Source organism: Actinoplanes sp. CA-142083 (assembly GCF_050942195.1).
In the GTDB taxonomy this organism is placed as follows: Bacteria; Actinomycetota; Actinomycetes; order Mycobacteriales; family Micromonosporaceae; genus Actinoplanes.
This window is the reverse complement of sequence record NZ_CP192076.1, coordinates 237,914-258,780: the sequence shown is the minus strand read 5'-3', so window position 1 is coordinate 258,780 and position 20,867 is coordinate 237,914. Positions and strand designations below refer to the sequence as shown.

The window sequence follows — 20,867 nt, the reverse complement described above, 5'->3', positions numbered from 1 at the left end:
CCGGCTGACTCCTCATCAGCCCCGAAGGGGCGGTCGCCCGCAGCGCCGGAGGCGATGCCAGCCAGCTCAGCTACAACAAAATCAGGTCTAGCAGTGCGAAGAGGAACAACACGATGCCGACGAAGCCGTTGGCGGTGAAGAACGCGCGGTTGACCTTGGAGAGGTCGGTCGGAGTGACCACGATGTGCTGGTAGGCGAACGCGGCCGCGGTGAGCGCCAGGCCGATCCACCAGAGCCAGCTCAGGCCGACCACCTGACCGAACCACACGAAGAGCGCGAACGTGACCACGTGAGTGACGGTGGAGATGTGCAGGGCGGTGCGCACGCCCCAGCGGGCCGGGGTGGAGTGCACGCCGATCCGGCGGTCGATCTCGACGTCCTGGCAGGCGTAGATGATGTCGAAGCCGCCGATCCACAGGCCGACCGCGGCGCCGAGCAGCCAGGCCGGGCCCGAGCCCGAGAAGGTGCCGGTGATGCCGAGCCAGGCCCCGACCGGCGCCACCATCTGGGCGAGCGCGAGGACGTAGTGCGGGTAGTTCGTGAAGCGCTTGGCGTACGGATACACCACCAGCGGGATCACGGCCAGCGGGAACAGCACCAGGCACAGCAGGTTGAGCAGGCCGGCCGCGACCGCCATGACGACCAGCGACACCACCGCGCCCGTCCAGGCGGTGCGCAGCGAGACGGCGCCGGTGACGAGCTCGCGGTTCTGCGTGCGCGGGTTCAGCGCGTCGATCTTGCGGTCGAGGATGCGGTTGGCCGCCATCGCGAACGTGCGGCCGGCGACCATCGCGACCGTGATCAGCAGCAGGTCGACCCAGTGGATGCCGGTGCCCTCGCGGTCGAGCGCCACCGCCGCCGACAGGTACGCGAACGGCAGCGCGAAGATCGAGTGCTCTATCTTGACGAGCTCGAGGAACGACTTGATCCGCCCGGGCTTCTCCGGGACCGCCGCCACCGCCGTCATATGCCGTATTCCTTCCAGCGCTTGTCCACGAGCGCGACCACCTCGCCCGACATGGCCATCTCCTCCGGCCAGCCGCGGGAGTAGCCCTCCGACGGCAGCTTACGGGTGGCGTCGATGCCCGCCTTGCCGCCCCAGAACTGCTGGTAGGAGGCGTGGTCGAGGTGGTCGACCGGGCCCTGGGTGAGCAGCAGGTCACGGTCGTAGTCGACGTTGCCGAACGCGCGGAACGCCACCTCGGCGTAGTCGTGGACGTCGCAGTCCTCGTCGACGACCACGATGAGCTTGGTCAGCGACATCAGGTGCGCGCCCCAGATCGCATTCATGATCTTTTGGGCATGCTTCGGATAGCGCTTCCTGATCGAGACGATCACGCAGTTGTGGAAGACGCCGGCGGCCGGCATGTCGTAGTCGACGATGTCGGGGATCAGCATGCGCAGCAGCGGCAGGAAGATGCGCTCGGTCGCCTTGCCGAGGCCGTGGTCCTCCTGCGGCGGTTTCGACGTGATGATCGAGTGGTAGATCGGCTTTTTTCGCATGGTCATTGTTTCGACGTGCAGCACCGGGAAGGGTTCAACCGGCGTGTAGAAGCCGGTGTGATCGCCGAACGGGCCCTCGGGGTGCCGCTCGCCGGGCTCGAGGTAGCCCTCCAGCACGATCTGGGCGTGGGCGGGCACCTGCAGCGGGACGGTCAGGCAGTCGACCATCTCGACCCGCTCGCCGCGCAGGAAGCCGGCGAAGAGGTATTCGTCGATGTCGGAGGGCAGCGGGGCGCTCGCCGCGTAGCAGACCACCGGGTCGCAGCCGATCGCCACCGCCACGGGCAGCCGCTCGCCCCGGCGCTCGGCGATCGCGTGGTGCGCCGTCGAGTCTTTGTGGATCTGCCAGTGCATGCCGAGCGTGTTCTTCGAGTGCTGCTGCAAGCGGTACAGGCCCAGGTTGCGCTTGCCGGTCTCGGGGTCCTTGGTGTGGGTGAGCCCGAAATTGTGGAAGACGCCGCCGTCGCCGGGCCAGACCTGGAGGCCGGGCAGCCGGTTGAGGTCGACCTCGTCGCCCTTGAGCACGATCTCCTGGCAGGGGGCGGTCTTGACCTTTTTCGGCGGCAGGGACTTGAGCTGGAGCGCCTTACCGATGCCCTCGCGGATGCCGGACCAGCCGACCGGCAGCTCGGGCCTGATCAGCGAGCCGATCCGGTCGCCGATCTCGTCGAGCGAGTCGACGCCGAGGGCCATCGCCATGCGCTTCTCCGTGCCGAACAGGTTGATCGCCACGGGCATCTCGCCGCGGGTCGGGCGCTCGAAAAGCAGGGCCGGACCGCCGGCCCGGACGGTGCGGGTCACGACCTCGCTGATCTCCAGCGTGGGGTCGACCGGAACGGTGACCCGGCGCAGCTCACCGGCCGCCTCGAGGGCCGACAGGAAGCTCTGCAAGTCGTCATAGGGAAACCCACGAGGCGCCATGCACCCCAGTCTTCACCACCTCAGCGACAGTTCGGCACTCGGGCGATCACCGTCACTCGGGATGTCCGATTCGCGTTGAGGTGGGCGATTGTTCCGATCGGATTAAGGCTCGGCGAGGTGACAGTGAACGTCCGTAACGTGGCGCGGTGGTGCGCCTTGGCCGCGGTCTCCGCCCTGCTGGCCGCGGCTGTTCCGACGGTCTCCGCGGCGGTTTCGTCGTCGCGCCGGCTGTCGGCGGCGGGCTTGCCGGCGTGCCCGGCCGGCGCCGCCTCGACCAGGGCGCCCACCACGCCGGCCGGTCCCGGCTCTCCCGGCGCCTGCCGCGCGGCCGGGCGCATCCTCGAGTCCGGCGTCCAGCTGACCAAGCCGGCGACGGCCGGCTTCACCCCCAGCGGCTACCACCACCTCGGCGCGAACTCGGCCGGCGAGTGGAGCGGCGTCTCCGGCCGGATCTCGGTGGTGGACGGCTCGATCCGGCCCGGCAGCTACGACTTCGTGGCCGGGCGCTTCATGGTCAAGCGGAACATGGGCGCCGGACGGATCTCCTGGCTGGAGGCCGGCTGGGCGCAGACCGGCTGGGCCGGGCCGCTGCGGCAGCACATCTACACGTTCAACACCAACACGCACTCGTGGCAGTTCTACGACCAGTACGCGCTGCGTCCCGGCGACCGGGTGTGGCTCGACCTGCACAGCGACGCGAACGGCGTGTGGGGCGCGTGGCTGTGGTGGAACAACCGGTGGAACCTGCTGACCGCGCAGCGCCTGCCGATCGGGTCGAGCGCGTTCGTCGAGCAGTACGTCGAGGTGCACGTCGACTCGGGGCGGCCGGCCCGCATCGACGTCCCCGAGGTGACTGTCGACAACGTGCAGCTGCGGCCGGCGGACGGCGGGGCGGCCCGCTACTGGCGCGACGACGTGCCGACGCTGACCGGGTACGGCGCGGACCAGCCCCAGCGCAGCGGCGGCTTCTGCCTGAACTGGGTCAACCGCTACGACACCTGGACGGCCGGCGACTGCGGCCCCGACAGCGACCCCGCCCTGGGCGCCCCTGCCACGGGCGGCCGCGCCGCCCCGGCAATCGCCGCACCGACGGCCCCGGCAGCCACTCCGGACGCGGACGCAGCGAACGAGGGCGCGGCAGACGCGGGTGCGGCAGACGCGGGTGCGGCAGACGCGGGTGCGGCAGACGCGGGTGCGGCGGACGCGGGAACCGCGGTCGAGCCGGCCACGCCGTCGTCGTCGAGCCCCGCCGCCAGCACGCCGTCCGAACCGGCGACGCCGTCTCAGCGGCCGCTGCTCGGCGGCCTGCTCGGGCAGTAAGCCGGACCACCGATCTCAGCCCGGCGGTCGCGGCAATGGCGCGAGCAGGCGCCCGGCTCGCGCTGCGCCAAGGGCCGGTGGCTGCTGCGGTTTGGCGGGGCCGTTGCGCGTATCAGATACGGGTTTTGAAGCCGGACGCCGAGCGTGAGAAATAGACGACGCTACATGCCGCCGGCGTTGGCGTACGAGTGGAAGCCGCTGAAGAACAGGTTGACGCCGAAGAGGTTCATCAGCATGGTCGCGAAGCCCAGCAGGGCGATCCACGTCGCCACCGTGCGCTTGACGCTCGGCGTGGCCCGGGCGTGCAGGTAGCCGGCGTAGACGATCCAGGAGATGAACGCCCAGACCTCCTTGGGGTCCCAGCCCCAGTAACGGCCCCACGAAGCCTCGGCCCAGATCGGGCCGGCGATCAGCGCGCCGAAGGTGAACAGCGGGAACGCGAAGGCGTGCAGGCGGAAGGTCAGGCGCTCCAGCATCGTCGCGTCGGGCGTGTTCTTGCCGAGCGAGTACGGGAAGCGGCGCTTGCCCTTGTCGTAGCCGTCGCGGATCAGGAACATCGTGGCCGGCACCGCGCCGACCAGGAAGATCCCGGAACCGATGATGATCGTCGAGACGTGGATGATGAACCAGTACGAGTGCAGGGCCGGCACAAGCGGGCCCACCGGCGTGTACGCGATCATCCCGGCCGCGCCGAGCAGCAGCACCAGCGCGAGCGAGACGAACAGGCCGATGTGCCGGACCGCCGGGCGCCGCAGCAGGATGCCCACCCAGACCGCGGAACCGACGAAGGTCGCGGAAAGGATGTACTCGTACATGTTGCCCCACGGCATGCGGTCGGCGGCGATGCCTCGGGTGACCAGCGTGCCCAGGTGCAGCAGCAGCGCTAGGACGTTGAGACCGACGGCGACCCGGCCGATGATCTCGGCCTTCCGGTCGGGCCGGGGAGCCTCGACGACGTCATCATCGTCGGGCACCACGTCGTCCTCGACCGGCGCGCCGGCGCCGACGAGCTGCTTGGCGGGACGAACGGCGGCCCGGCCGATGCGGCTCTTTGAGCCGAACGCATACTCGGCGGCGTACAGCACCATCGCGGCCAGGTAGGCCAGCACGGTGACCGCCATCAGCTGATTCGACAACTCCGCCATCACGGCGTCCCTTCCTCGGCGGCCTTCACCAACTGCGTGAACTCGTCGGCGAAACCGGGATAGTCGGTGCGCGGGAGACCACCGGCCGACAACAACGTACCTCCGGACGACTCCGGCGAAGCCGGCAGGGCGCGGAACCACACCCGGCGGCGGTGCCCGGCCAGCGAGAGCATCAGGCCGGCCAGGCCGATCGCCGCGCCCGCCAGCACCAGCGTCTGCGTCGGGTCATACCGGATCGAGAGCGTGGCGAACGGCCGGGTGCCGAGGAACTCCAGCTTCGTGCCGTCGTCCAGGGTCCAACTGTCGCCGATCTTGAGCTCGTGCGGGCGGGCGCCGCTGACGTTCTTCAGGTCGCCGGTCGCGATCTGGCCCTGGTCGAGCGAGTAGACCGAGCCGGGCGTGCCCACGTCGAGCCCGAGGTCGCCGCGGTAGGCGGTGAGGAACAGCGCGGGCGCGTTCTCGGCCGGGAACGTCGAGGTCGCGCCGTCACCGACGGTCGGCAGGTATCGGCCCTCGAAGCCCATCTGCAGCGAGGCGTCCCGCTTGTCGGTCTTGGGGTCGATGTTGACGTCCGGGAACTGGGCGACGCCCTCGCTGGTGAACATCCCGTCGACCGGCAGGAACGGCACGGTCTTGGTCTGCGAGACGCCGAACCGGTCGGTGTAGCGCATGGTGACCGCGTAGCCGTTGCCGACCAGGTGGACGCTCGCGCCATGCAGCCGCAGCGGGTCGTTGACCGTGAACGTGCGGGTCCTCTCGGGGCCGTCGTTCTCGCTCACCGCGACCGTGGCCAGGAAGCTCTTGGGCTGGCCGGTGGACACGTACGTGGCCTTGAAGTTGGTCAGCTTCATGCAGAAGTCCGGCAGATCGGCGGCGTCCACGCGCGGGCCGAGGGTGGATTCGTCGTACTGCGCGAGCGAGTCGCAGAAGCCCTGGTCGGCGCCCTGCACCAGGATGCGGTTGGCGTGCCAGCCGTACCAGTGCCCGAAGCCCACCCCGATCAGCACCGCGAGCAGCGCGAAGTGGAAGAGCAGGTTGCCGGTCTCCTTGAGGTAGCCCTTCTCGGCGGAGATCGTGAAGCTGCCGTCCTCCTGCTCGCGCACCTTGGTGCGCCAGCGCCGTTTGCGCAGGATGCCGGAAATGTCCCGCGCAGCTTCCGCCGGCGCTGTCGAAATGGACAATTCGGCTGCGAGCGGCATGCGCTCAAGGCGCCGCGGCGCGTCCGGCGGGGCCTGGCGCAGCGACCGCAGGAGGTCGCGCAGGCGGGGCACCACGCAGCCGATCAGCGAGGTGAACAGCAGCAGGTAGATCGAGGCGAACCAGGGCGAGCCGTAGACCTCGAAACCGCCGAGCCGCTCGAGCCAGGGCGCCAGCTGCGGGTGGGCCTGGTAGTACTCGGTGACCCGCTGCGAGTCGACCGCGCGCTGCGGGAAGACCGAGCCGGGGATCGCGGCGACGGCCAGCAGGAAGAGCAGGACCAACGCCGTACGCATGCTGGTGAGCTGCCGCCACGAGTTGCGCAGCAGGGCCCAGGCGCGGTTGGGCCGGCGCGGCGGTGGCTCGGCCGGCGGCGCGGGACGTTCCTCGACCACGGTCACAGCAGCGTCCCTCCCTCATAGTTGAAGGTGGTCATCAGCCAGACCAGGAAGTGGTTCCACCCGCCGGTGATCAGCGCGACGCCGACCAGGATCAGCAGCACACCGCCAATCCGGGTCACCCACTGGCTGTTGCGCCGGATGGCCCGGAAGACCCCGAGCAGCTTGCGGAAGAAGAGCCCGAAGAGCACGAACGGGATGCCCAACCCGAGGCTGTAGGCGAGCGACAGGGTGACCGCGCGGCTGGTCTGCCCGCTCGTCGTGGCCATCGCGAGCACCGCGGCCAGGGTCGGGCCGGTGCACGGCAGCCAGGAGAGCGCGAAGATCGCCCCGAAGACCGGCGCCCCGAGCAGACCCGCCGCCGGCAGCTTGCTGATCCGCATCTCGCGCTGCAGGCCCGGGATCCAGCCGAGATAGCCGAGACCGAGGACGATCACCAGCACACCCAGCACGACGTTGAGCGTCTCCTCGTGGCTCTTGAGCGCGAAGCCGATGTTGGCCACCAACGTCACCAGCAGCGTGAAGACGACCGCGAAGCCGAGCACGAAAAGGGTGGTGCCGGCGAGCACCCGCCGGGTCTTCGAGGCGCCGGCGTCCATGTCGGAGCCTGCCAGACCGGTCACATAGGACAGGTAGCCCGGCACCAGCGGCAGTACGCACGGCGAGAGGATGCTGACCAGGCCCGCGATGGCCGCGACGCCGATGGCCAGCAGCAGCGGGCCGGTGCCGGCGATCGAGGCGAAGTCGTCACCCATCACCCGGTCGCCTCCGCGGCGATCTTCTCGACCAGGGGCTGGAGCTGCGTGTGCGTGGTGGCGGCGCGCAGCGCCACCGCGATCCGGCCCTGCCGGTCGAGGATCAGGGTCTGCGGGGTGTTGGTCTGGGTGACGTCGAACTTCAGCGCCACCTTGCCCTCGAAGTCGTAGATGCTCGGGTACGTCACCCGGCCGCGCTCGAAGGCGATGGCCGAATCCTTGTCGTCACGCGAGTTGACCCCGATGAAGCTGACGTTCTTGGCCTTGGTCGCCTGGTAGGTCGTCTCGAGGTCGTCGGCCTCGGCCCGGCACGGCGCGCACCAGGAACCCCAGAAGTTGACCACCACGACCTTGCCGCGGTCCTGCGCGATGTCGTACGTGCCGCCGTCGAGCAGGGTGCCGGTCACCTTCTCGACCTGCGGGCGCTGGTCGGGCTCGCACTCCACCACGATGCCGGTGGTGGTGCACTTCTTGGCCCAGTTCTCCCCGCCGCAGCCGGTCAGGACGGCCGCTGCGAGGGCGGCGACGGCCAGGACTCCGGCGAGGCGGCGCATGGTCAAGCTCCCTTGGCGGTCTTGGCGGAGGAGGAGAGGGCCACCAGGTGGGCGGCGGGCTCGGAGTACTCCATGCCGACGACGGTCGAGCCCTCGAACAGGAAGGTGGTGAGGCTGGCCAGGCCGCACTGCCGGCGGCGCGGGTCGTGCCAGAGCCGCTTCTTCTCCACGTAGCGCCGCAGCGTCCAGATCGGCAGCTGGTGGGAGACGCAGACGGCCTCGTGACCCTCGGCGGCGACCCGGGCGGCCTGGACGGCGGCGAACATGCGCTGGGCGATCTGCAGGTACGGCTCGCCCCACGACGGGGTGATCGGGTCGCGCAGCACCCACCAGTTGCGGGGGTTGCCGAACGCGCCGTCGCCGACCGAGACCTTCTTGCCCTCGAAGAAGTTGGCGCTCTCGATCAGCCGGACGTCGGTGGCGATCTCCAGCTTGAACTCGGCGGCGATCGGGGCGGCCGTCTCCTGCGCGCGCTCGAGCGGGCTGGCCACGACGTAGGTGATGTCGCGGGCGGCCAGGGTCTCGGCGGCGGCCTTGGCCATCTGCTGGCCCAGCTCCGACAGGTGGAAGTCGGGCAGCCGCCCGTACAGGATCTTGTCGGGGTTGTAGACCTCGCCGTGCCGCAGCACGTGCACCTTGGTCCTGCTCGGTTCGCTCAACTGACGCCCCCCGCCGCGCGCGCCGCGTGCGGCAGCGCCGCGGCGATCTGCTCCAGCGCCGCGTCGTCCAGCGCCGTCGACACGAACCACGACTCGAACGCGCTGGGCGGCAGGTAGACGCCGCGGGCGAGCATGGTGTGGAAGAAGGCCTTGAACTGCGCGGCGTTCTGCGTCTTCGCCGACTCGTAATCGCTCACGTCGGTGTCGGTGAAGAAGATCGAGAACATGTTTCCCGCGTACGAGAGACGGTGCGCCACGCCCGCTTCGTCGAGCGCCTCGGAGGCGAGCGCGCCGACCGTCGCCGAGAGCTCGTCGAGCCGCTTGTAGGCCGCGTCGTCGGCGAGCCGCAGCGAGGCGAGGCCCGCGGCGCAGGCCAGCGGGTTACCGGAAAGCGTGCCGGCCTGGTAGACCGGGCCGGCCGGGGCGAGCCGCGACATGATCTCGCGACGCCCGCCGAACGCGGCCGCGGGCAGGCCGCCGCCCATCACCTTGCCGAAGGTGAACAGGTCGGCGTCGACCGGCTCGAGGCCCGCCCAGCCGCCGGCCGAGACCCGGAAACCGGTCATCACCTCGTCCACGATCAGCAGCGCGCCGCGCGCGTGGGCGATCTCGGCGAGCCGCTGGTTGAAGCCGTCGCGCGGGGCGACCACGCCCATGTTGCCGGCCGCGGCCTCGGTGATCACCGCGGCGATCTCGTCGTTGGTGTCGAAGGCCGCCTCGACGGCTTCGGCATCGTTGTACGGCAGCACGATCGTCTCGGCCGTGGCCGCGCCGGTGACGCCGGGCGAGTCGGGCAGGCCGAGGGTGGCCACACCGGAGCCGGCCGCGGCGAGCAGCGCGTCCACGTGCCCGTGGTAGCAGCCCGCGAACTTGATCACCTTGGCCCGGCCGGTATAGCCCCGCGCCAGCCGGATCGCGGTCATGGTCGCCTCGGTGCCCGAGTTGACCAGGCGGACCTCGTCGACCCGGGTGCGGCGGACGATCTCCTCGGCCAGGTCGACCTCGCCGGCCGTGGGCGTGCCGAAGCTGGTGCCGCGGGCGGCCGCCTCCTGCACCGCGGCGACGATCTCGGGGTGCGCGTGACCGTGGATCAGCGGGCCCCACGAGCAGACCAGGTCGACGTAGCGCCGGCCGTCCGCGTCGGTGAGCCAGGGACCCTTGCCCTCCGACATGAATCGGGGCGTGCCGCCGACCGCTCGGAACGCACGCACGGGTGAATTGACCCCGCCGGGCACGATGGCCGATGCGCGGTCGAAGAGGGCCTGGGAAACCGGGGCGTCCTCCGGGTAGGGGAGGCCCTCGGCGCGGTATGAGGTGGTCACAGCGGTTCCCATTCTGTCAGCGACACGTGCGTGCCGTCTCAAGAGGGTTGTTCACGTCGTGCGTGCGTCACACCAGCATGTCCGGTACGACCCGATACGAACGTGGCCAACGGGCAGATCCACACCCCGGACGATAGGCTGAGGCCGTGGAGCGACCGGAACTGACCATCACGGTTGAGCGTGCTCCCGACGAGGTCGTTCTCCACCTCGCCGGGGAGATCGACGTGCTCACGGTCACCAACCTCTCGGCCATCGTCAATGACACGCTTGCCGATCCGCCACCCCGCATCGTGCTCGACATGGCGGGCATCACATTCTGTGACTCGCAGGGTCTCGGCACGTTGGTGGTGCTCAGCCGCAAGGCCCAGCACGCGCGCACGGTGCTCGCGCTGACCAACGTCGGCGACTTCCTGATGCGCGTCCTCGACATCACCGGCCTGCGCAGCGCCCTGATGATCAGCTCGGTGTCGTAGTCGTCATAAGAGCCTTGCCTTGACGCCGGTGTGAAGGCCTAGCGTCAACCGCATGCTGATCGGTGAGCTGGCCGAACGAGCCGGGACCAGTGCGCGCACCCTGCGCTACTACGAGGAACAGGGCCTCGTGCAGCCGCAACGCGACGCCAACGGCTACCGGCAGTACGACGACGCCGAGCTGAGGGTCGTCCACGAGATCCGGTCGCTGCTGGCGGTCGGATTCGGCATGGACGACATCAAGCCGTTCGTCGAGTGCCTGCGCGCCACCGGGTCGGGCCACGTCTGCCCCGACTCGGTCGCGGTGCTGCGCCGCAAGCTGGCCGAGGTGGACGGCCTGCTCGGGCAGCTCACCGACGTCCGGCAGCGCCTGCACACCCAGCTGACCCAGGCCCTCGAGCACCGGGAGAACCCATGCTGATCACCGTCACCGACGCCACCTTCGACGCGCTCGTGCTGAAGGCCGAGCTTCCGTTCGTCGTCGACTTCTGGGCGAGGTTCCGGGCCTGGCGGCCCGGATCCGCTAGTGGTTGCGCTACTCCAGGGCGCTGAAGCCCCGAGGCAAGCTCAACGCCGACGAGAACCCGCAGGCAACGCGCGACTACCGGGTTCTCTCCATGCCGACGTTGCTCTTCTTCACCGGCGGGGTGCTGACGTCGTCGCTGGTCGGCTTCCGGCCGAAGTCCGTGCTGCGCTCGGCGCTGGCGAACGCCGTGGCGCCGTACGTCAATCGGTAGGCGTGCCCCAGCGGGCCTTCTCCAGCAGCGCCAGGGCCTCGGACGCGGCGTGCTCACCGTTCGCCCGCAGCACCCGCGCCGCCTCGTCGACCGTCTCGGTGAGGCGCTGCCACTGCGCGTCGCGCTCCCGGGCCGCGTCGCCCTGGGCCTTGAGCTGCTGAGTCTTCGTCCACAGCTCCACGAAGATGTTGACCTTGGCGCGCAGCACCCACGGGTCGAACGGCTTCGTGAGGTAGTCCACCGCGCCGACCGCGTAACCCCGCAGCGCCAGTTGCGCGTCGCGGTCGGCCGCGGTCAGGAACAGGATCGGTACGTGCCGGGTGCGCTCCCGCCGCTTGATGTGGCTGGCCGTCTCGAAACCGTCCATGTTGGGCATCTGTGCGTCCAGCAGGATGACCGCGAAGTCGTCGGTGAGCAGCTGTTTCAGTGCTGCCTCGCCGCTCTCGACGGCAACCGGGGTCACCGGCAGGCCCTGGAGGATGGCCTCCAGGGCGAGCAGGTTGTCTTTCCGGTCGTCGACCAGCAGGGCCTTGGCGCGTTCCGCCACGCCCCCTCCTCTCAGCCGCGCTCGGGTTCGGTGGTCTTGTCGGCGTTCACCCAGCGGGCCATCATTTCGATCAGCTCATCCAAGTCGACCGGCTTGGTGATGTAGTCGCTCGCGCCGGCCGCGAGGGCTGACTCCCGGTCACCGGGCATCGCCTTCGCGGTTAGGAACACTACCGGGAGATCCCGGAAACGCTGGTTACGGCGGATGCCCCGAGTCGTCTCATAGCCGTCCTGATCGGGCATCATGGCATCCATCAGCACGATATCGACCTCGGGGTGCTCGGCCAGCAGCCGTACGCCGTCGACGCCGTTGTCCGAGTAGAGCACGTTGAGCCCGTGCATCTCGAGGGCGCTGGTCAGGGCGAACACGTTGCGGACGTCGTCGTCGACGATCAGCACGGTCGCGCCGTCGAGCTGCCGGCCGGCCGGGCTGATGTGCTCCACCTCGGACCGCTGGCTGATCACCGGCAGGTCCAGCAGCGGCATGTCGACCGACTGGGCCGGCCGCACCACCACGGTCGTCGACGGCACCGAGGGCAGCGCCGGCATCGGCTGCGTGTCGGGGGTCAGCGCGTCCGGCACGTACAGCGTGAAGGTCGAGCCCTCGCCGGGGATCGACGACACCACGATCGTGCCGCCGAGCAGCGCCGCGAACTCCCGGCTGATCGACAGGCCCAGGCCGGTGCCGCCGTACTTGCGGGTGGTCGTGCCGTCGGCCTGCTGGAACGGCTCGAAGATGATCGCGAGCTTTTCGTCCGAGATGCCGATGCCGGTGTCGGCGACCGCGAACGCCACCACCTGCCGGGCCGCGGTCAGCGCCGGAATGTCGAAGTCGGTGGTCGGCGGCGCCGCGAAGATGCTCAGCGTCACCGAGCCCGAGTCGGTGAACTTCACCGCGTTGGACAGCAGGTTGCGCAGGATCTGCTGGAGCCGCTGACCGTCGGTGACGATCGAGTCCGGTAGGCCGTCACCCACCGCGACCCGGAAGTCCAGGTTCTTCTCCTGCGCCTGCGGGACAAAGGCCTGCTCGACGTACGCCCGGACGCCGTCGAAGTCGATCTGGTCGACCTCGACGTCCATCCGGCCCGCCTCGATCTTGGCGAGGTCGAGGATGTCGTCGATCAGCGAGAGCAGGTCGGAGCCGGCGCTGTGGATCGTGCGGGCGAACTCGATCTGCTTCTCGGTCAGGTTTTGCTCGGTGTTGTCGGCGAGCAGCCGGGCCAGCAGCAGCAATGAGTTCAACGGGGTCCGCAGCTCGTGGCTCATGTTGGCCAGGAACTCCGACTTGTACGCGCTCGCCCGCGACAGCTGCTGCGCCTTCTCCTCCAGGCCGCGCCGGGCCTGCTCGATCTCGCGGTTCTTCGTCTCGATGTTGGCCTTCTGCTCGCTGAGCAGCTGCGCCTTGTCCTCCAGCTCGGCGTTGGTGCGCTGGAGCTCGGCCGACTGGTCCTGCATCTCGCGGGCCAGCCGCTGCGACTGGGAGAGCAGCTCCTCCGTACGCCGGTTGGCCTGGATGGTGTTGAGGGCGACGCCGATGGTGGCGACCAGCCGCTCGAGGAACGTCAGATGCAGGCCCGAGAAGGCGGCGACCGAGGCGAACTCGATGACGCCGAGCATTTCGCCCTCGAACAGCACCGGCAGCACGACCAGGTCGTTCGGCGGCATCGACATGAGACCCGAGCGCATCGTGAGGATGCCGTCGTGGGTCGCGCGGACCCGGATCGTACGGCGGGAGACCGCGGCCTGCCCGACGAGACCCTCACCGGGACCGAAGGTCACCTCGTGGTTGCGGGCCACGTAGCCGTAGGAGGCCGCCAGCCGCAGGCGCATGACCGCCTGCTCGTTGTCGACCAGGAAGAACGCGCCGAGCTGGGCGTCGACCAGCGGCGTCACCTCGGTCATGATCATGCGGCAGACCTCGCCGAGATCGCGCTGGCCCTGCAACAGGCCACCGATACGCGCGAGGTTGGAGTCGAGCCAGCCCTGCTCGGCGTTCGCCTTGGTGGTCTCGCGCAGGGTGACGATCATCTGGTTGATGTTGTCCTTGAGCTCGGCGACCTCGCCCTGCGCCTCGACCGCGATGCTCTGGGTCAGGTCGCCGCGGGTCACGGCCGTGGACACCTCGGCGATCGCGCGCAGCTGGATCGTCAGCGTCGAGGCCAGCTGGTTCACGTTGTCGGTGAGGTCCTGCCACGTACCGGAAACGCCCTTGACCTGGGCCTGACCACCCAGCTTGCCCTCGACGCCCACCTCGCGGCCCACCCGGGTGACCTCGGTGGCAAAGCTGGAGAGCTGGTCGACCATCGTGTTGACGGTGTCCTTGAGCTCGAGGATCTCGCCGCGGGCGTCGACCGTGATCTTCTGCGACAGGTCGCCCTTCGCCACCGCGGTGGTGACGCTCGCGATGTTGCGCACCTGGGCGGTGAGGTTGGACGCCATGTAGTTCACGTTGTCGGTCAGGTCGCGCCAGGTGCCGGCCACACCACGCACCTGCGCCTGACCGCCGAGCTTGCCCTCCGAACCCACCTCACGGGCCACGCGCGTCACCTCGTCGGCGAAGCTCGACAGCTGGTCGACCATCGTGTTCACGGTGTTCTTCAGCTCGAGGATCTCGCCCTGCGCGTCGACCGTGATCTTCTGCGACAGGTCGCCCTTCGCCACCGCCGTGGAGACGGAGGCGATGTTGCGGACCTGACCGGTCAGGTTGGACGCCATGTAGTTCACGTTGTCGGTCAGGTCGCGCCAGGTGCCGGCCACACCACGCACCTGCGCCTGGCCGCCGAGCTTGCCCTCCGAGCCCACCTCGCGGGCCACCCGGGTCACCTCGTCGGCGAACGACGACAGCTGGTCGACCATCGTGTTGACCGTGGTCTTGAGCTCGAGGATCTCGCCGCGGGCGTCGACCGTGATCTTCTGCGACAGGTCGCCCAGCGCCACCGCCGTGGTGACCGAGGAGATGTTCCGCACCTGGCTGGTCAGGTTGGAGGCCATGTAGTTCACGTTGTCGGTGAGGTCGCGCCACGTACCGGAAACGCCTTTGACCTGGGCCTGACCACCCAGCTTGCCCTCCGAGCCCACCTCGCGCGCCACCCGCGTGACCTCGTCGGCGAAGCTGGACAGCTGGTCGACCATCGTGTTCACGGTGTTCTTCAGCTCCGCGATCTCGCCGCGGGCGTCGACCGTGATCTTCTGCGACAGGTCGCCCTTCGCCACCGCGGTGGAGACCTGGGCGATGTTGCGCACCTGGTCGGTGAGGTTGTTGGCGAGCTGGTTCACGTTCTCGGTGAGGTCCCGCCACGTGCCGGAAACGCCCCGGACCTGGGCCTGACCGCCCAGCTTGCCCTCGGTGCCCACCTCGCGCGCCACGCGCGTGACCTCGTCGGCGAACGACGACAGCTGGTCGACCATCGTGTTGACGGTGTCCTTGAGCTCGAGGATCTCGCCCTGCGCGGCCACCGTGATCTTCTGCGACAGGTCACCTTTCGCCACCGCCGTCGAGACCTGCGCGATGTTACGCACCTGACTGGTCAGGTTCGACGCCATCGAGTTCACCGAGTCGGTGAGGTCCTTCCAGGTGCCGGCCACGTTCGGCACGTCGGCCTGGCCGCCCAGCTTGCCCTCGGTGCCCACCTCGCGGGCCACCCGGGTCACCTGCTCGGCGAACAGCCGCAGGGTGTCGGTGAGGCCGTTCATGGTGTCGGCGAGCTCGGCCACCTCGCCCCGCGCCGAAACCGTGATCTTCTGCGACAGGTCGCCGCGGGCCACCGCGGTCGCCACCTGCGAGATCGAGCGCACCTGGTGGGTCAGGTTGGACGCCATCAGGTTCACCGAGTCGGTCAGGTCCTTCCAGGTGCCGGCCACGCCGCGCACATCGGCCTGGCCGCCCAGCTCGCCCTCGGTGCCCACCTCGCGGGCCACCCGCGTCACCTCGTCGGCGAACGACGACAGCTGGTCCACCATCGTGTTCACCGTGCGGCCGATCCGCAGGAATTCACCCCGAAGAGGCCGGCCGTCCATCTCCAGCGCCATGTGCTGGGAGAGGTCGCCCTCGGCCACCGCCACGATGACCCGGGAGATCTCGGTGGTCGGGCGGCCGAGATCGTCGATCAGCGAGTTGACCGACCGCACGCTGTCCGCCCACGAGCCGTCGAGGCCCTCGTCGTCCAGGCGCTCGGTGAGCCGGCCGTCGCGGCCGACTATCCGGCTGATCCGGCGTAGATCGAGGTTCTGCCGTTCCTGCAGGGAGATGACCTCGTTGAACGCGTCGGCGACCTCACCGGCGGCGCCGCTGCCACGCGGCAGCCGAACCTTGAGATCGCCCCGGCGCACCCGCCTCAGCGCCTCAGCGAGCTCGCCGAGCAGGGCGGTCTCGTCGAGCGCTTCTTTTGCCGCAGTCATGCTGTCCTCGCTCGCTGTCCAACGCCGTGGGCTCCCTATCCTCTCTCGCCCGACCGGGTCAATGCGAGAGAGGACTTTGTACATCCCCCCATCAACAGGAGAGGATGCATGCGTGTCAGCTTCGGATACCCCGGCGGACGGTCTCGTCCGGCGGGTCCGGCTGCCCAACGATCGGCGCACCCCCGCGGCCGCCCGCGCGCTCGTCCGCTCGGTCCTCGAGGAGGCCGGGCTCGACGCGCTGCTCAACGAAGCCCTGCTGCTGACCACCGAGCTCTCGACGAACGCGGTCGTGCACGCCAACACCGAGCTGGACATCGAGGTCAGCGCCGACCAGACCGGGCTGACCGTGACGGTCACCGACTTCGCGCCCGGCCCGGTCGAGCAGCTCGCGGTCGGCCCACGCAACGAGAGCGTCGACATCGGCGAGGTCGCCGAGCGTGGTCGCGGACTGCTGCTGGTCGACCACTTCGCGTCGCGGTGGGGCACCGTGCACGAGGGCACCGGCAAGGGCGTCTGGTTCCGTCTGGAGCTTCGTTCTTCCCCCGAACCCACCACTGCCGGGGTGCCCGCGTCGAACGTGCTGGAGGCCGGCACGCCCAGCGTCGGCGCGCTCACCGCGCTGCTGCAGATCAACCCCGAGCGGCAGACCGACGAGGCCCTCGCCGAGTTCGCCACCGATCTGCTCTCCCGGCTGGCCCGGCTGACCGGCGCGGCCGGCGGGGTGGTGCGGCTCGACCGCGGCGACGGCGCCGGCCGTCAGCTCCTGGCCCGGCACGGCCGGCAGCCGCGCGAGGACGCCGACACCATCCGGGTCCCGCTGTCCGTGCACCGGCCGTATTCCGGCGAGCTCGAGCTCGACGCGGCGCCCACCGGGTACGCCAAGCCGCTGGCCACGATCGTCGCCGAGCGCTTCTCGCTGCACCTGGAAAACGACCGGCTCCGCCGCGCCGACCTGCGGCGGCAGACCTGGCTGACCTTCCTGGCCGAGGCCAGCGAGCTGCTCGCCCAGTCGCTCGACGTCAACCTGACCATGGCGCTGATCCCGCAGCTGGTGGTGCCCCGGCTCGGCCAGTGGTGCGCGGTGCACACCACCGACGCGTGGGGCCGGCTCCAGCTCGCCGCGGCCACCCACGCCGACGAGGGCACCCTCGCCCAGCTGCACGAGACGCTGGCCGAGACCGCGCCCGACTCGATCCTGTCCCGGCTCGAGGAGGCGTCCCGCCTCGGCACCCAGGTCATGTTCGGCCCGCCGTCCGAGGGCTTCGCGGTGCCGCTGGTGGCCCGCGGCACCCGGCTCGGCACGCTGGCGATCGGCAAGCACGCCAAGCACCGGCACGACGCCGACGAGGTCGCGGTGCTCGAAGACGTGGCCCGCCGGGCCGCGCTGGCCATCGACAACGCGCGCATCCACGACGAGCGGCGCAAGGTGGCCCGCACCCTCCAGGCGTCGCTGCTGCCGCCGGCGCTCCCGCATGTCGAAGGTGTCGGCTTCGCCGCCGAGTACGTGCCGACCGGCTCCGAGGTGGGCGGCGACTTCTACGACGTGGTGCCGGCCGGCGACGACCGGTGGCTGGTCGTGGTCGGCGACGTCTCCGGCAAAGGCGTCCAGGCGGCCACCGTGACCGGCCTGGTCCGCGACGTGATCCGGATCCTGGTCGACGACGGCAAGCCGATGAACGAGATCCTCTGCCGGGTCAACAAGACGCTGGTGCAGCGCGGCGGCGGCCGGTACTGCACGCTCGCCATGGCCTCGGTGCAGCGCGAGCCGGACGGCACCCTGGTGGTCTGCCTGCACCTGGCCGGGCACGACCGGGCGGTGCTGGTGCGCGCCGACGGCAAGACCTCGTTCGTCGGCGAGGGCGGCACGGCGCTCGGCCTGCTCGAGACGATCGCCTCGCCCGACACCGAGGTCCGCCTGGGCGCCGGCGACTCGCTGATCTTCTACACCGACGGGGTCACCGAGCGGCGGCGCGGCCGCGAGCTCTTCGGCACCGGCCGCCTGCGTGACGCCGCGGGCCCGCTGGCCGGCTATCCGGCCGATGTCATGGCCGCCCGCCTGCGCTCCATCACGATCAACTTCTCGGTCGAGGAGCCCCGCGACGACATCGCCATCCTGGTGCTCCGCAACGACGCCCCTTAGGCTCCGATTTCGCCCCTTTCGCCCGCATGGTCGTGGCATGGTGATTCTCATGGCGAAGACGCAGTACTACACGGCGACGAGCATCGACGGCTACATCGCCGACGAGAACAACTCGCTCGAATGGCTGTTCGACGTCGACGGCGGCGCCGAGAACCCGTTCGGCGGCTTCTTCGCCGGCGTAGGCGCGTTCGCCATGGGCGCCAACACGTACGAGTGGGTGGTAGCCAACGACAACGTCGTCGAGGAGCCGCAGAACTGGCACGACCTCTACGGCCAGGTGCCCTGCTGGGTCTTCACCAACCGCGACCTGCCCCCCGTCCCGCACGCCAACATCTTCATGGTCAGCGGCGACGTGCAGCGCGTCCACGAGGCCATGATGGTCGCCGCGAAGGGCAAGAACGTCTGGCTGGTAGGCGGCGGCGACATGGTCGGCCAGTTCGTCGACCGGGGCCTGCTGGACGAGATCATCCTGGGCATCGCGCCGGTCCTGCTCGGCCGGGGGGCGCCGCTGCTGCCCCGCCATCTCAGCTCCCAGGAGATGATCCTGACGGGCACGGCCCAGGTGGGCCGCTTCGCCTATCTGACGTACGCGGTGGGCACGCCCCCACTCCCCGACCGCCACCCCGCCACCGCCGGCCGCATCCAGGAGCCCGCCGGCCGCTAGATCGGCCCCACGGAGTAACGGCGCCGGCTGGCCCCGGCCGCCATGCCGGGCGCGCGACGGCCACGACTGGTCGCGACGCACGCGACAGCCACGGCTGACTGCGGTGCGCGCGCCGAGGAACCGCCAGGAAGATGCCGGAAATATCCACTCAAGTCCCCAGGCAGTCGATCGCGAGCGCCGCAGGATGTTGAGTTGGTGCGCGCGTCTAACCGCAGATCATCAAGATCGGCGAGAGCCGCCGACGCGGGCGCACGCGAGGCTCGGCGCACGCCAGGCTCGGCGCACGCCAGGCTCGGCGCACGCCAGGCTCGGCGCACGCCAGGCTCGGCGCACGCCAGGCTCGGCGCACGCAAAGCGCGGCCGGCGCACGCGGGGGGCGCGGGGCGCGGGCGCGGGGGGCGGGCGCGTGCTGGGGGCGCGACGCATGCTGCGGGACGCACGCCAGGCGCGGGCCGCCGGCGAGAGCCGCCGACGCGGGCGCAGGTGCACGCCCGGCGCGGCGGTACTGAAGGGCGCGGGCGCACGCCAAGCACGGCGCACGCGGGGCGCGGCGCGGGCGCACGCCTCGGCGCGACGCACGCTGCGGGCGCTGGACGCGGCGCGGGCTCAGGACGCGGGCACACGCCAGGGTGCGGGCGCTGGACGCGGCGCGGGCTCAGGACGCGGGCACGCACCAGGGCGCGGGCTCAGGACGCGGGCACACGCCAGGGTGTGGGCGCACAGGCTGACCCGCCGCTCCGGGCGATGGCGATAGTCGCTCTGCGGATCGGAGCCGGGCGGAACGGGGTGCGCGGCGGCCTCTAGAAGAAACGGGTGCGGGTCGGCCTCCTCTGGCAGAACTCGTGCGGGCTCTAGAAGAACTCGTGCGGGGTGGCCATCTCGATCTGGCGGGCCAGGGCGATCGGCGCGGTGACGACGTTGGCGTGGCCGTTTCGGGCTATCAGGACGTGGCGGACCGCGTCGAGGATTCGGGTTATCTGGTCGGCCGGGATGGTGCCGGGCAGGACCGCGTGGACGGTGCCCAAGCCGGCCGAGCCGCGCACCGGGACCGGGCCGCCGGCGGCGTCGGCCAAGGCGTAGACCGTCGCGGCAAGGTCGTCTGGTGCTACCGAGATGCGCAGCGCCACGTCGGTGGGGGTGAACGGATATCGGCCCCACCACGAAGGCGCGGTGGGCGAGACTGTCGCGTTCCACGAAGTCGCCAACGGGTAGGGGTCTGTGTCTTCGAACAAGGCCGCTACGACGCCGTCGCCGTCGTCGGGCAGGTCGGTCTCGATGGCGCTCACCCCGAACTGGGCGGCCTCGGTGGCCAGCTTGGCCGCCTGCAGCGGGGTGGACGCGGGCGCCACCACCCAGCGGCGCGACTGTGGCAGCGGCTGCAGGCTCAGCACCGCCGAGGTGATCACGCCGGTGATCTCGGCGAGGCCGGGGCTGTTGCCCTCGCCGTCGGAATAGCCCGCGTCGCCGGCCCAGTCGATGTAGGAGACCCGGTCGACGTGCTCGGCGGGGGTACGGTATCGATAGCGCAGCGGGCCCGACTCGTTGAGGGCCAGCATGCCGCCGAGCGTGGCCGTGCGGGACGGCGGGTCGACCGGCACGCGCTGACCGCGAAGGGCCAGGGCGGCCTGCAGCGAGCGCACCGGCGTGCCGGTGGCCACTTCGACGGTGGCGGCCGAGACGTCGTGACTCCACAGGCCGTTGAGACGGCCCGTGTCGAGGATCAGGTCGACGCCTGACGAAGGCGTACCCCAATCGATTTTGCTCCCGGAACCGCGAGCCACCACCCGCAGTGACTGCGCCGCGGCCAGATGGAGAACGTCGGAGACGGCTTGCGTCGTCGCGGGAACCGCGACCAGCCCGGCCCGGTGACCGCCCACGACGTCCACAGACCGGCCGGCCCGCGCATAGTCGGGGCCGCAGATGTCCACAAGCGCATCGAGAAGGGCCATCACTCCACCAAGGTCATGATCGATCGTCCACTCTGGCATATAGTACAGGTGTTCGAACGACCGCCGTCCACAGAAGGCGAAAAATGAGGGTTGTTCAGGGCCAACCTTGAGTTGCACCAAGCCGCAGGTCGACGGCTCGGCCTCCACCGCCCTGAATAACCCTCAGTGGCCCGCATGCCCGGTAACGTG

General features: G+C 70.2%; 18 protein-coding genes. 7 read left to right on the top strand and 11 right to left on the bottom strand.

Going from position 1 to position 20,867, the window contains the following annotated elements; all coding sequences use genetic code 11:
- Window positions 1-70 precede the first annotated feature (70 nt).
- Window positions 71-967 carry a menaquinone biosynthesis prenyltransferase MqnP gene (mqnP, locus tag ACQPZX_RS01245; RefSeq protein ID WP_433373131.1) on the bottom strand — a complete coding sequence of 299 codons (897 nt, stop codon included), beginning with the start codon at window positions 965-967 and terminating at the stop codon, window positions 71-73.
- Window positions 964-2,424: a menaquinone biosynthesis decarboxylase gene (locus ACQPZX_RS01240; RefSeq protein ID WP_433373129.1), complete on the bottom strand. Its 1,461-nt coding sequence runs from the start codon at window positions 2,422-2,424 to the stop codon at window positions 964-966. The genes mqnP and ACQPZX_RS01240 overlap by 4 nt, the downstream gene beginning before the upstream one ends.
- A gap of 117 nt (window positions 2,425-2,541) precedes the next feature.
- On the opposite strand from ACQPZX_RS01240, the gene ACQPZX_RS01235 reads away from it, so the two are divergent.
- The gene (locus tag ACQPZX_RS01235) at window positions 2,542-3,744 is read left to right on the top strand and encodes a hypothetical protein (protein WP_433373126.1); all 1,203 of its coding nucleotides are present in this window, start codon (window positions 2,542-2,544) and stop codon (window positions 3,742-3,744) included.
- 161 nt (window positions 3,745-3,905) lie between these two features.
- Here ACQPZX_RS01235 and ccsB read toward each other — a convergent pair whose 3' ends face one another.
- The 6 genes from ccsB to hemL are packed head-to-tail and all read right to left on the bottom strand — an operon-like array spanning window position 3,906 to window position 9,786.
- A complete protein-coding gene (gene ccsB, locus ACQPZX_RS01230) occupies window positions 3,906-4,889 on the bottom strand; it encodes a c-type cytochrome biogenesis protein CcsB (protein ID WP_433373124.1) in 984 nt (327 codons plus the stop codon).
- Window positions 4,889-6,487 (bottom strand): cytochrome c biogenesis protein ResB, encoded by a 1,599-nt coding sequence (resB, locus tag ACQPZX_RS01225; protein ID WP_433373121.1) that lies wholly within the window; start codon window positions 6,485-6,487, stop codon window positions 4,889-4,891. Before resB ends, ccsB begins: the two co-directional genes overlap by 1 nt.
- Complete coding sequence (locus ACQPZX_RS01220; RefSeq protein ID WP_433373118.1) at window positions 6,484-7,239, bottom strand: cytochrome c biogenesis CcdA family protein; 756 nt, start codon at window positions 7,237-7,239, stop codon at window positions 6,484-6,486. Before ACQPZX_RS01220 ends, resB begins: the two co-directional genes overlap by 4 nt.
- Entirely contained in the window at window positions 7,239-7,793 is a 555-nt protein-coding gene (locus tag ACQPZX_RS01215; RefSeq protein WP_433373115.1) for a TlpA family protein disulfide reductase, read from the bottom strand. The genes ACQPZX_RS01220 and ACQPZX_RS01215 overlap by 1 nt, the downstream gene beginning before the upstream one ends.
- Window positions 7,794-7,795: 2 nt before the next feature.
- Window positions 7,796-8,452, bottom strand: a complete 657-nt coding sequence (locus tag ACQPZX_RS01210) for a histidine phosphatase family protein (protein ID WP_433373113.1) — start codon at window positions 8,450-8,452, stop codon at window positions 7,796-7,798.
- The gene (gene hemL, locus ACQPZX_RS01205) at window positions 8,449-9,786 is read right to left on the bottom strand and encodes a glutamate-1-semialdehyde 2,1-aminomutase (RefSeq protein WP_433373111.1); all 1,338 of its coding nucleotides are present in this window, start codon (window positions 9,784-9,786) and stop codon (window positions 8,449-8,451) included. The genes ACQPZX_RS01210 and hemL overlap by 4 nt, the downstream gene beginning before the upstream one ends.
- Before the next feature lie 134 nt (window positions 9,787-9,920).
- Between hemL and ACQPZX_RS01200 the strand changes: the two genes are divergently transcribed.
- From ACQPZX_RS01200 to ACQPZX_RS01185, 4 genes are read left to right on the top strand one after another with little or no spacing between them, the layout of a single operon-like run.
- The gene (locus ACQPZX_RS01200; protein ID WP_433373108.1) at window positions 9,921-10,247 is read left to right on the top strand and encodes an STAS domain-containing protein; all 327 of its coding nucleotides are present in this window, start codon (window positions 9,921-9,923) and stop codon (window positions 10,245-10,247) included.
- Between the two features lie 52 nt (window positions 10,248-10,299).
- Window positions 10,300-10,665 (top strand): MerR family transcriptional regulator, encoded by a 366-nt coding sequence (locus ACQPZX_RS01195; protein WP_433373106.1) that lies wholly within the window; start codon window positions 10,300-10,302, stop codon window positions 10,663-10,665.
- Window positions 10,659-10,796, top strand: coding sequence for a hypothetical protein (locus ACQPZX_RS01190; protein ID WP_433373103.1), 138 nt, complete (start codon window positions 10,659-10,661; stop codon window positions 10,794-10,796). Before ACQPZX_RS01195 ends, ACQPZX_RS01190 begins: the two co-directional genes overlap by 7 nt.
- Window positions 10,775-10,981: a thioredoxin family protein gene (locus ACQPZX_RS01185; protein ID WP_433373100.1), complete on the top strand. Its 207-nt coding sequence runs from the start codon at window positions 10,775-10,777 to the stop codon at window positions 10,979-10,981. The genes ACQPZX_RS01190 and ACQPZX_RS01185 overlap by 22 nt, the downstream gene beginning before the upstream one ends.
- On the opposite strand, the gene ACQPZX_RS01180 is transcribed toward ACQPZX_RS01185, so the two are convergent.
- Both ACQPZX_RS01180 and ACQPZX_RS01175 read right to left on the bottom strand, forming a co-directional pair.
- Window positions 10,971-11,528, bottom strand: coding sequence for a response regulator (locus ACQPZX_RS01180; protein WP_433373097.1), 558 nt, complete (start codon window positions 11,526-11,528; stop codon window positions 10,971-10,973). The two genes, ACQPZX_RS01185 and ACQPZX_RS01180, sit on opposite strands and share 11 nt — an antisense overlap.
- 11 nt (window positions 11,529-11,539) lie before the next feature.
- A complete protein-coding gene (locus tag ACQPZX_RS01175; protein WP_433373095.1) occupies window positions 11,540-15,925 on the bottom strand; it encodes a HAMP domain-containing protein in 4,386 nt (1,461 codons plus the stop codon).
- A gap of 112 nt (window positions 15,926-16,037) precedes the next feature.
- On the opposite strand from ACQPZX_RS01175, the gene ACQPZX_RS01170 reads away from it, so the two are divergent.
- Both ACQPZX_RS01170 and ACQPZX_RS01165 read left to right on the top strand, forming a co-directional pair.
- Window positions 16,038-18,065, top strand: coding sequence for a SpoIIE family protein phosphatase (locus tag ACQPZX_RS01170; RefSeq protein ID WP_433373092.1), 2,028 nt, complete (start codon window positions 16,038-16,040; stop codon window positions 18,063-18,065).
- A 37-nt stretch (window positions 18,066-18,102) separates the two neighbouring features.
- On the top strand, window positions 18,103-18,729 hold the full coding sequence (locus tag ACQPZX_RS01165; RefSeq protein ID WP_433373090.1) for a dihydrofolate reductase family protein: 627 nt from the start codon (window positions 18,103-18,105) through the stop codon (window positions 18,727-18,729).
- Between the two features lie 851 nt (window positions 18,730-19,580).
- Here ACQPZX_RS01165 and ACQPZX_RS01160 read toward each other — a convergent pair.
- Window positions 19,581-20,678 (bottom strand): FAD-binding oxidoreductase, encoded by a 1,098-nt coding sequence (locus ACQPZX_RS01160; protein ID WP_433373087.1) that lies wholly within the window; start codon window positions 20,676-20,678, stop codon window positions 19,581-19,583.
- Between the last annotated feature and the right edge of the window lie 189 nt (window positions 20,679-20,867).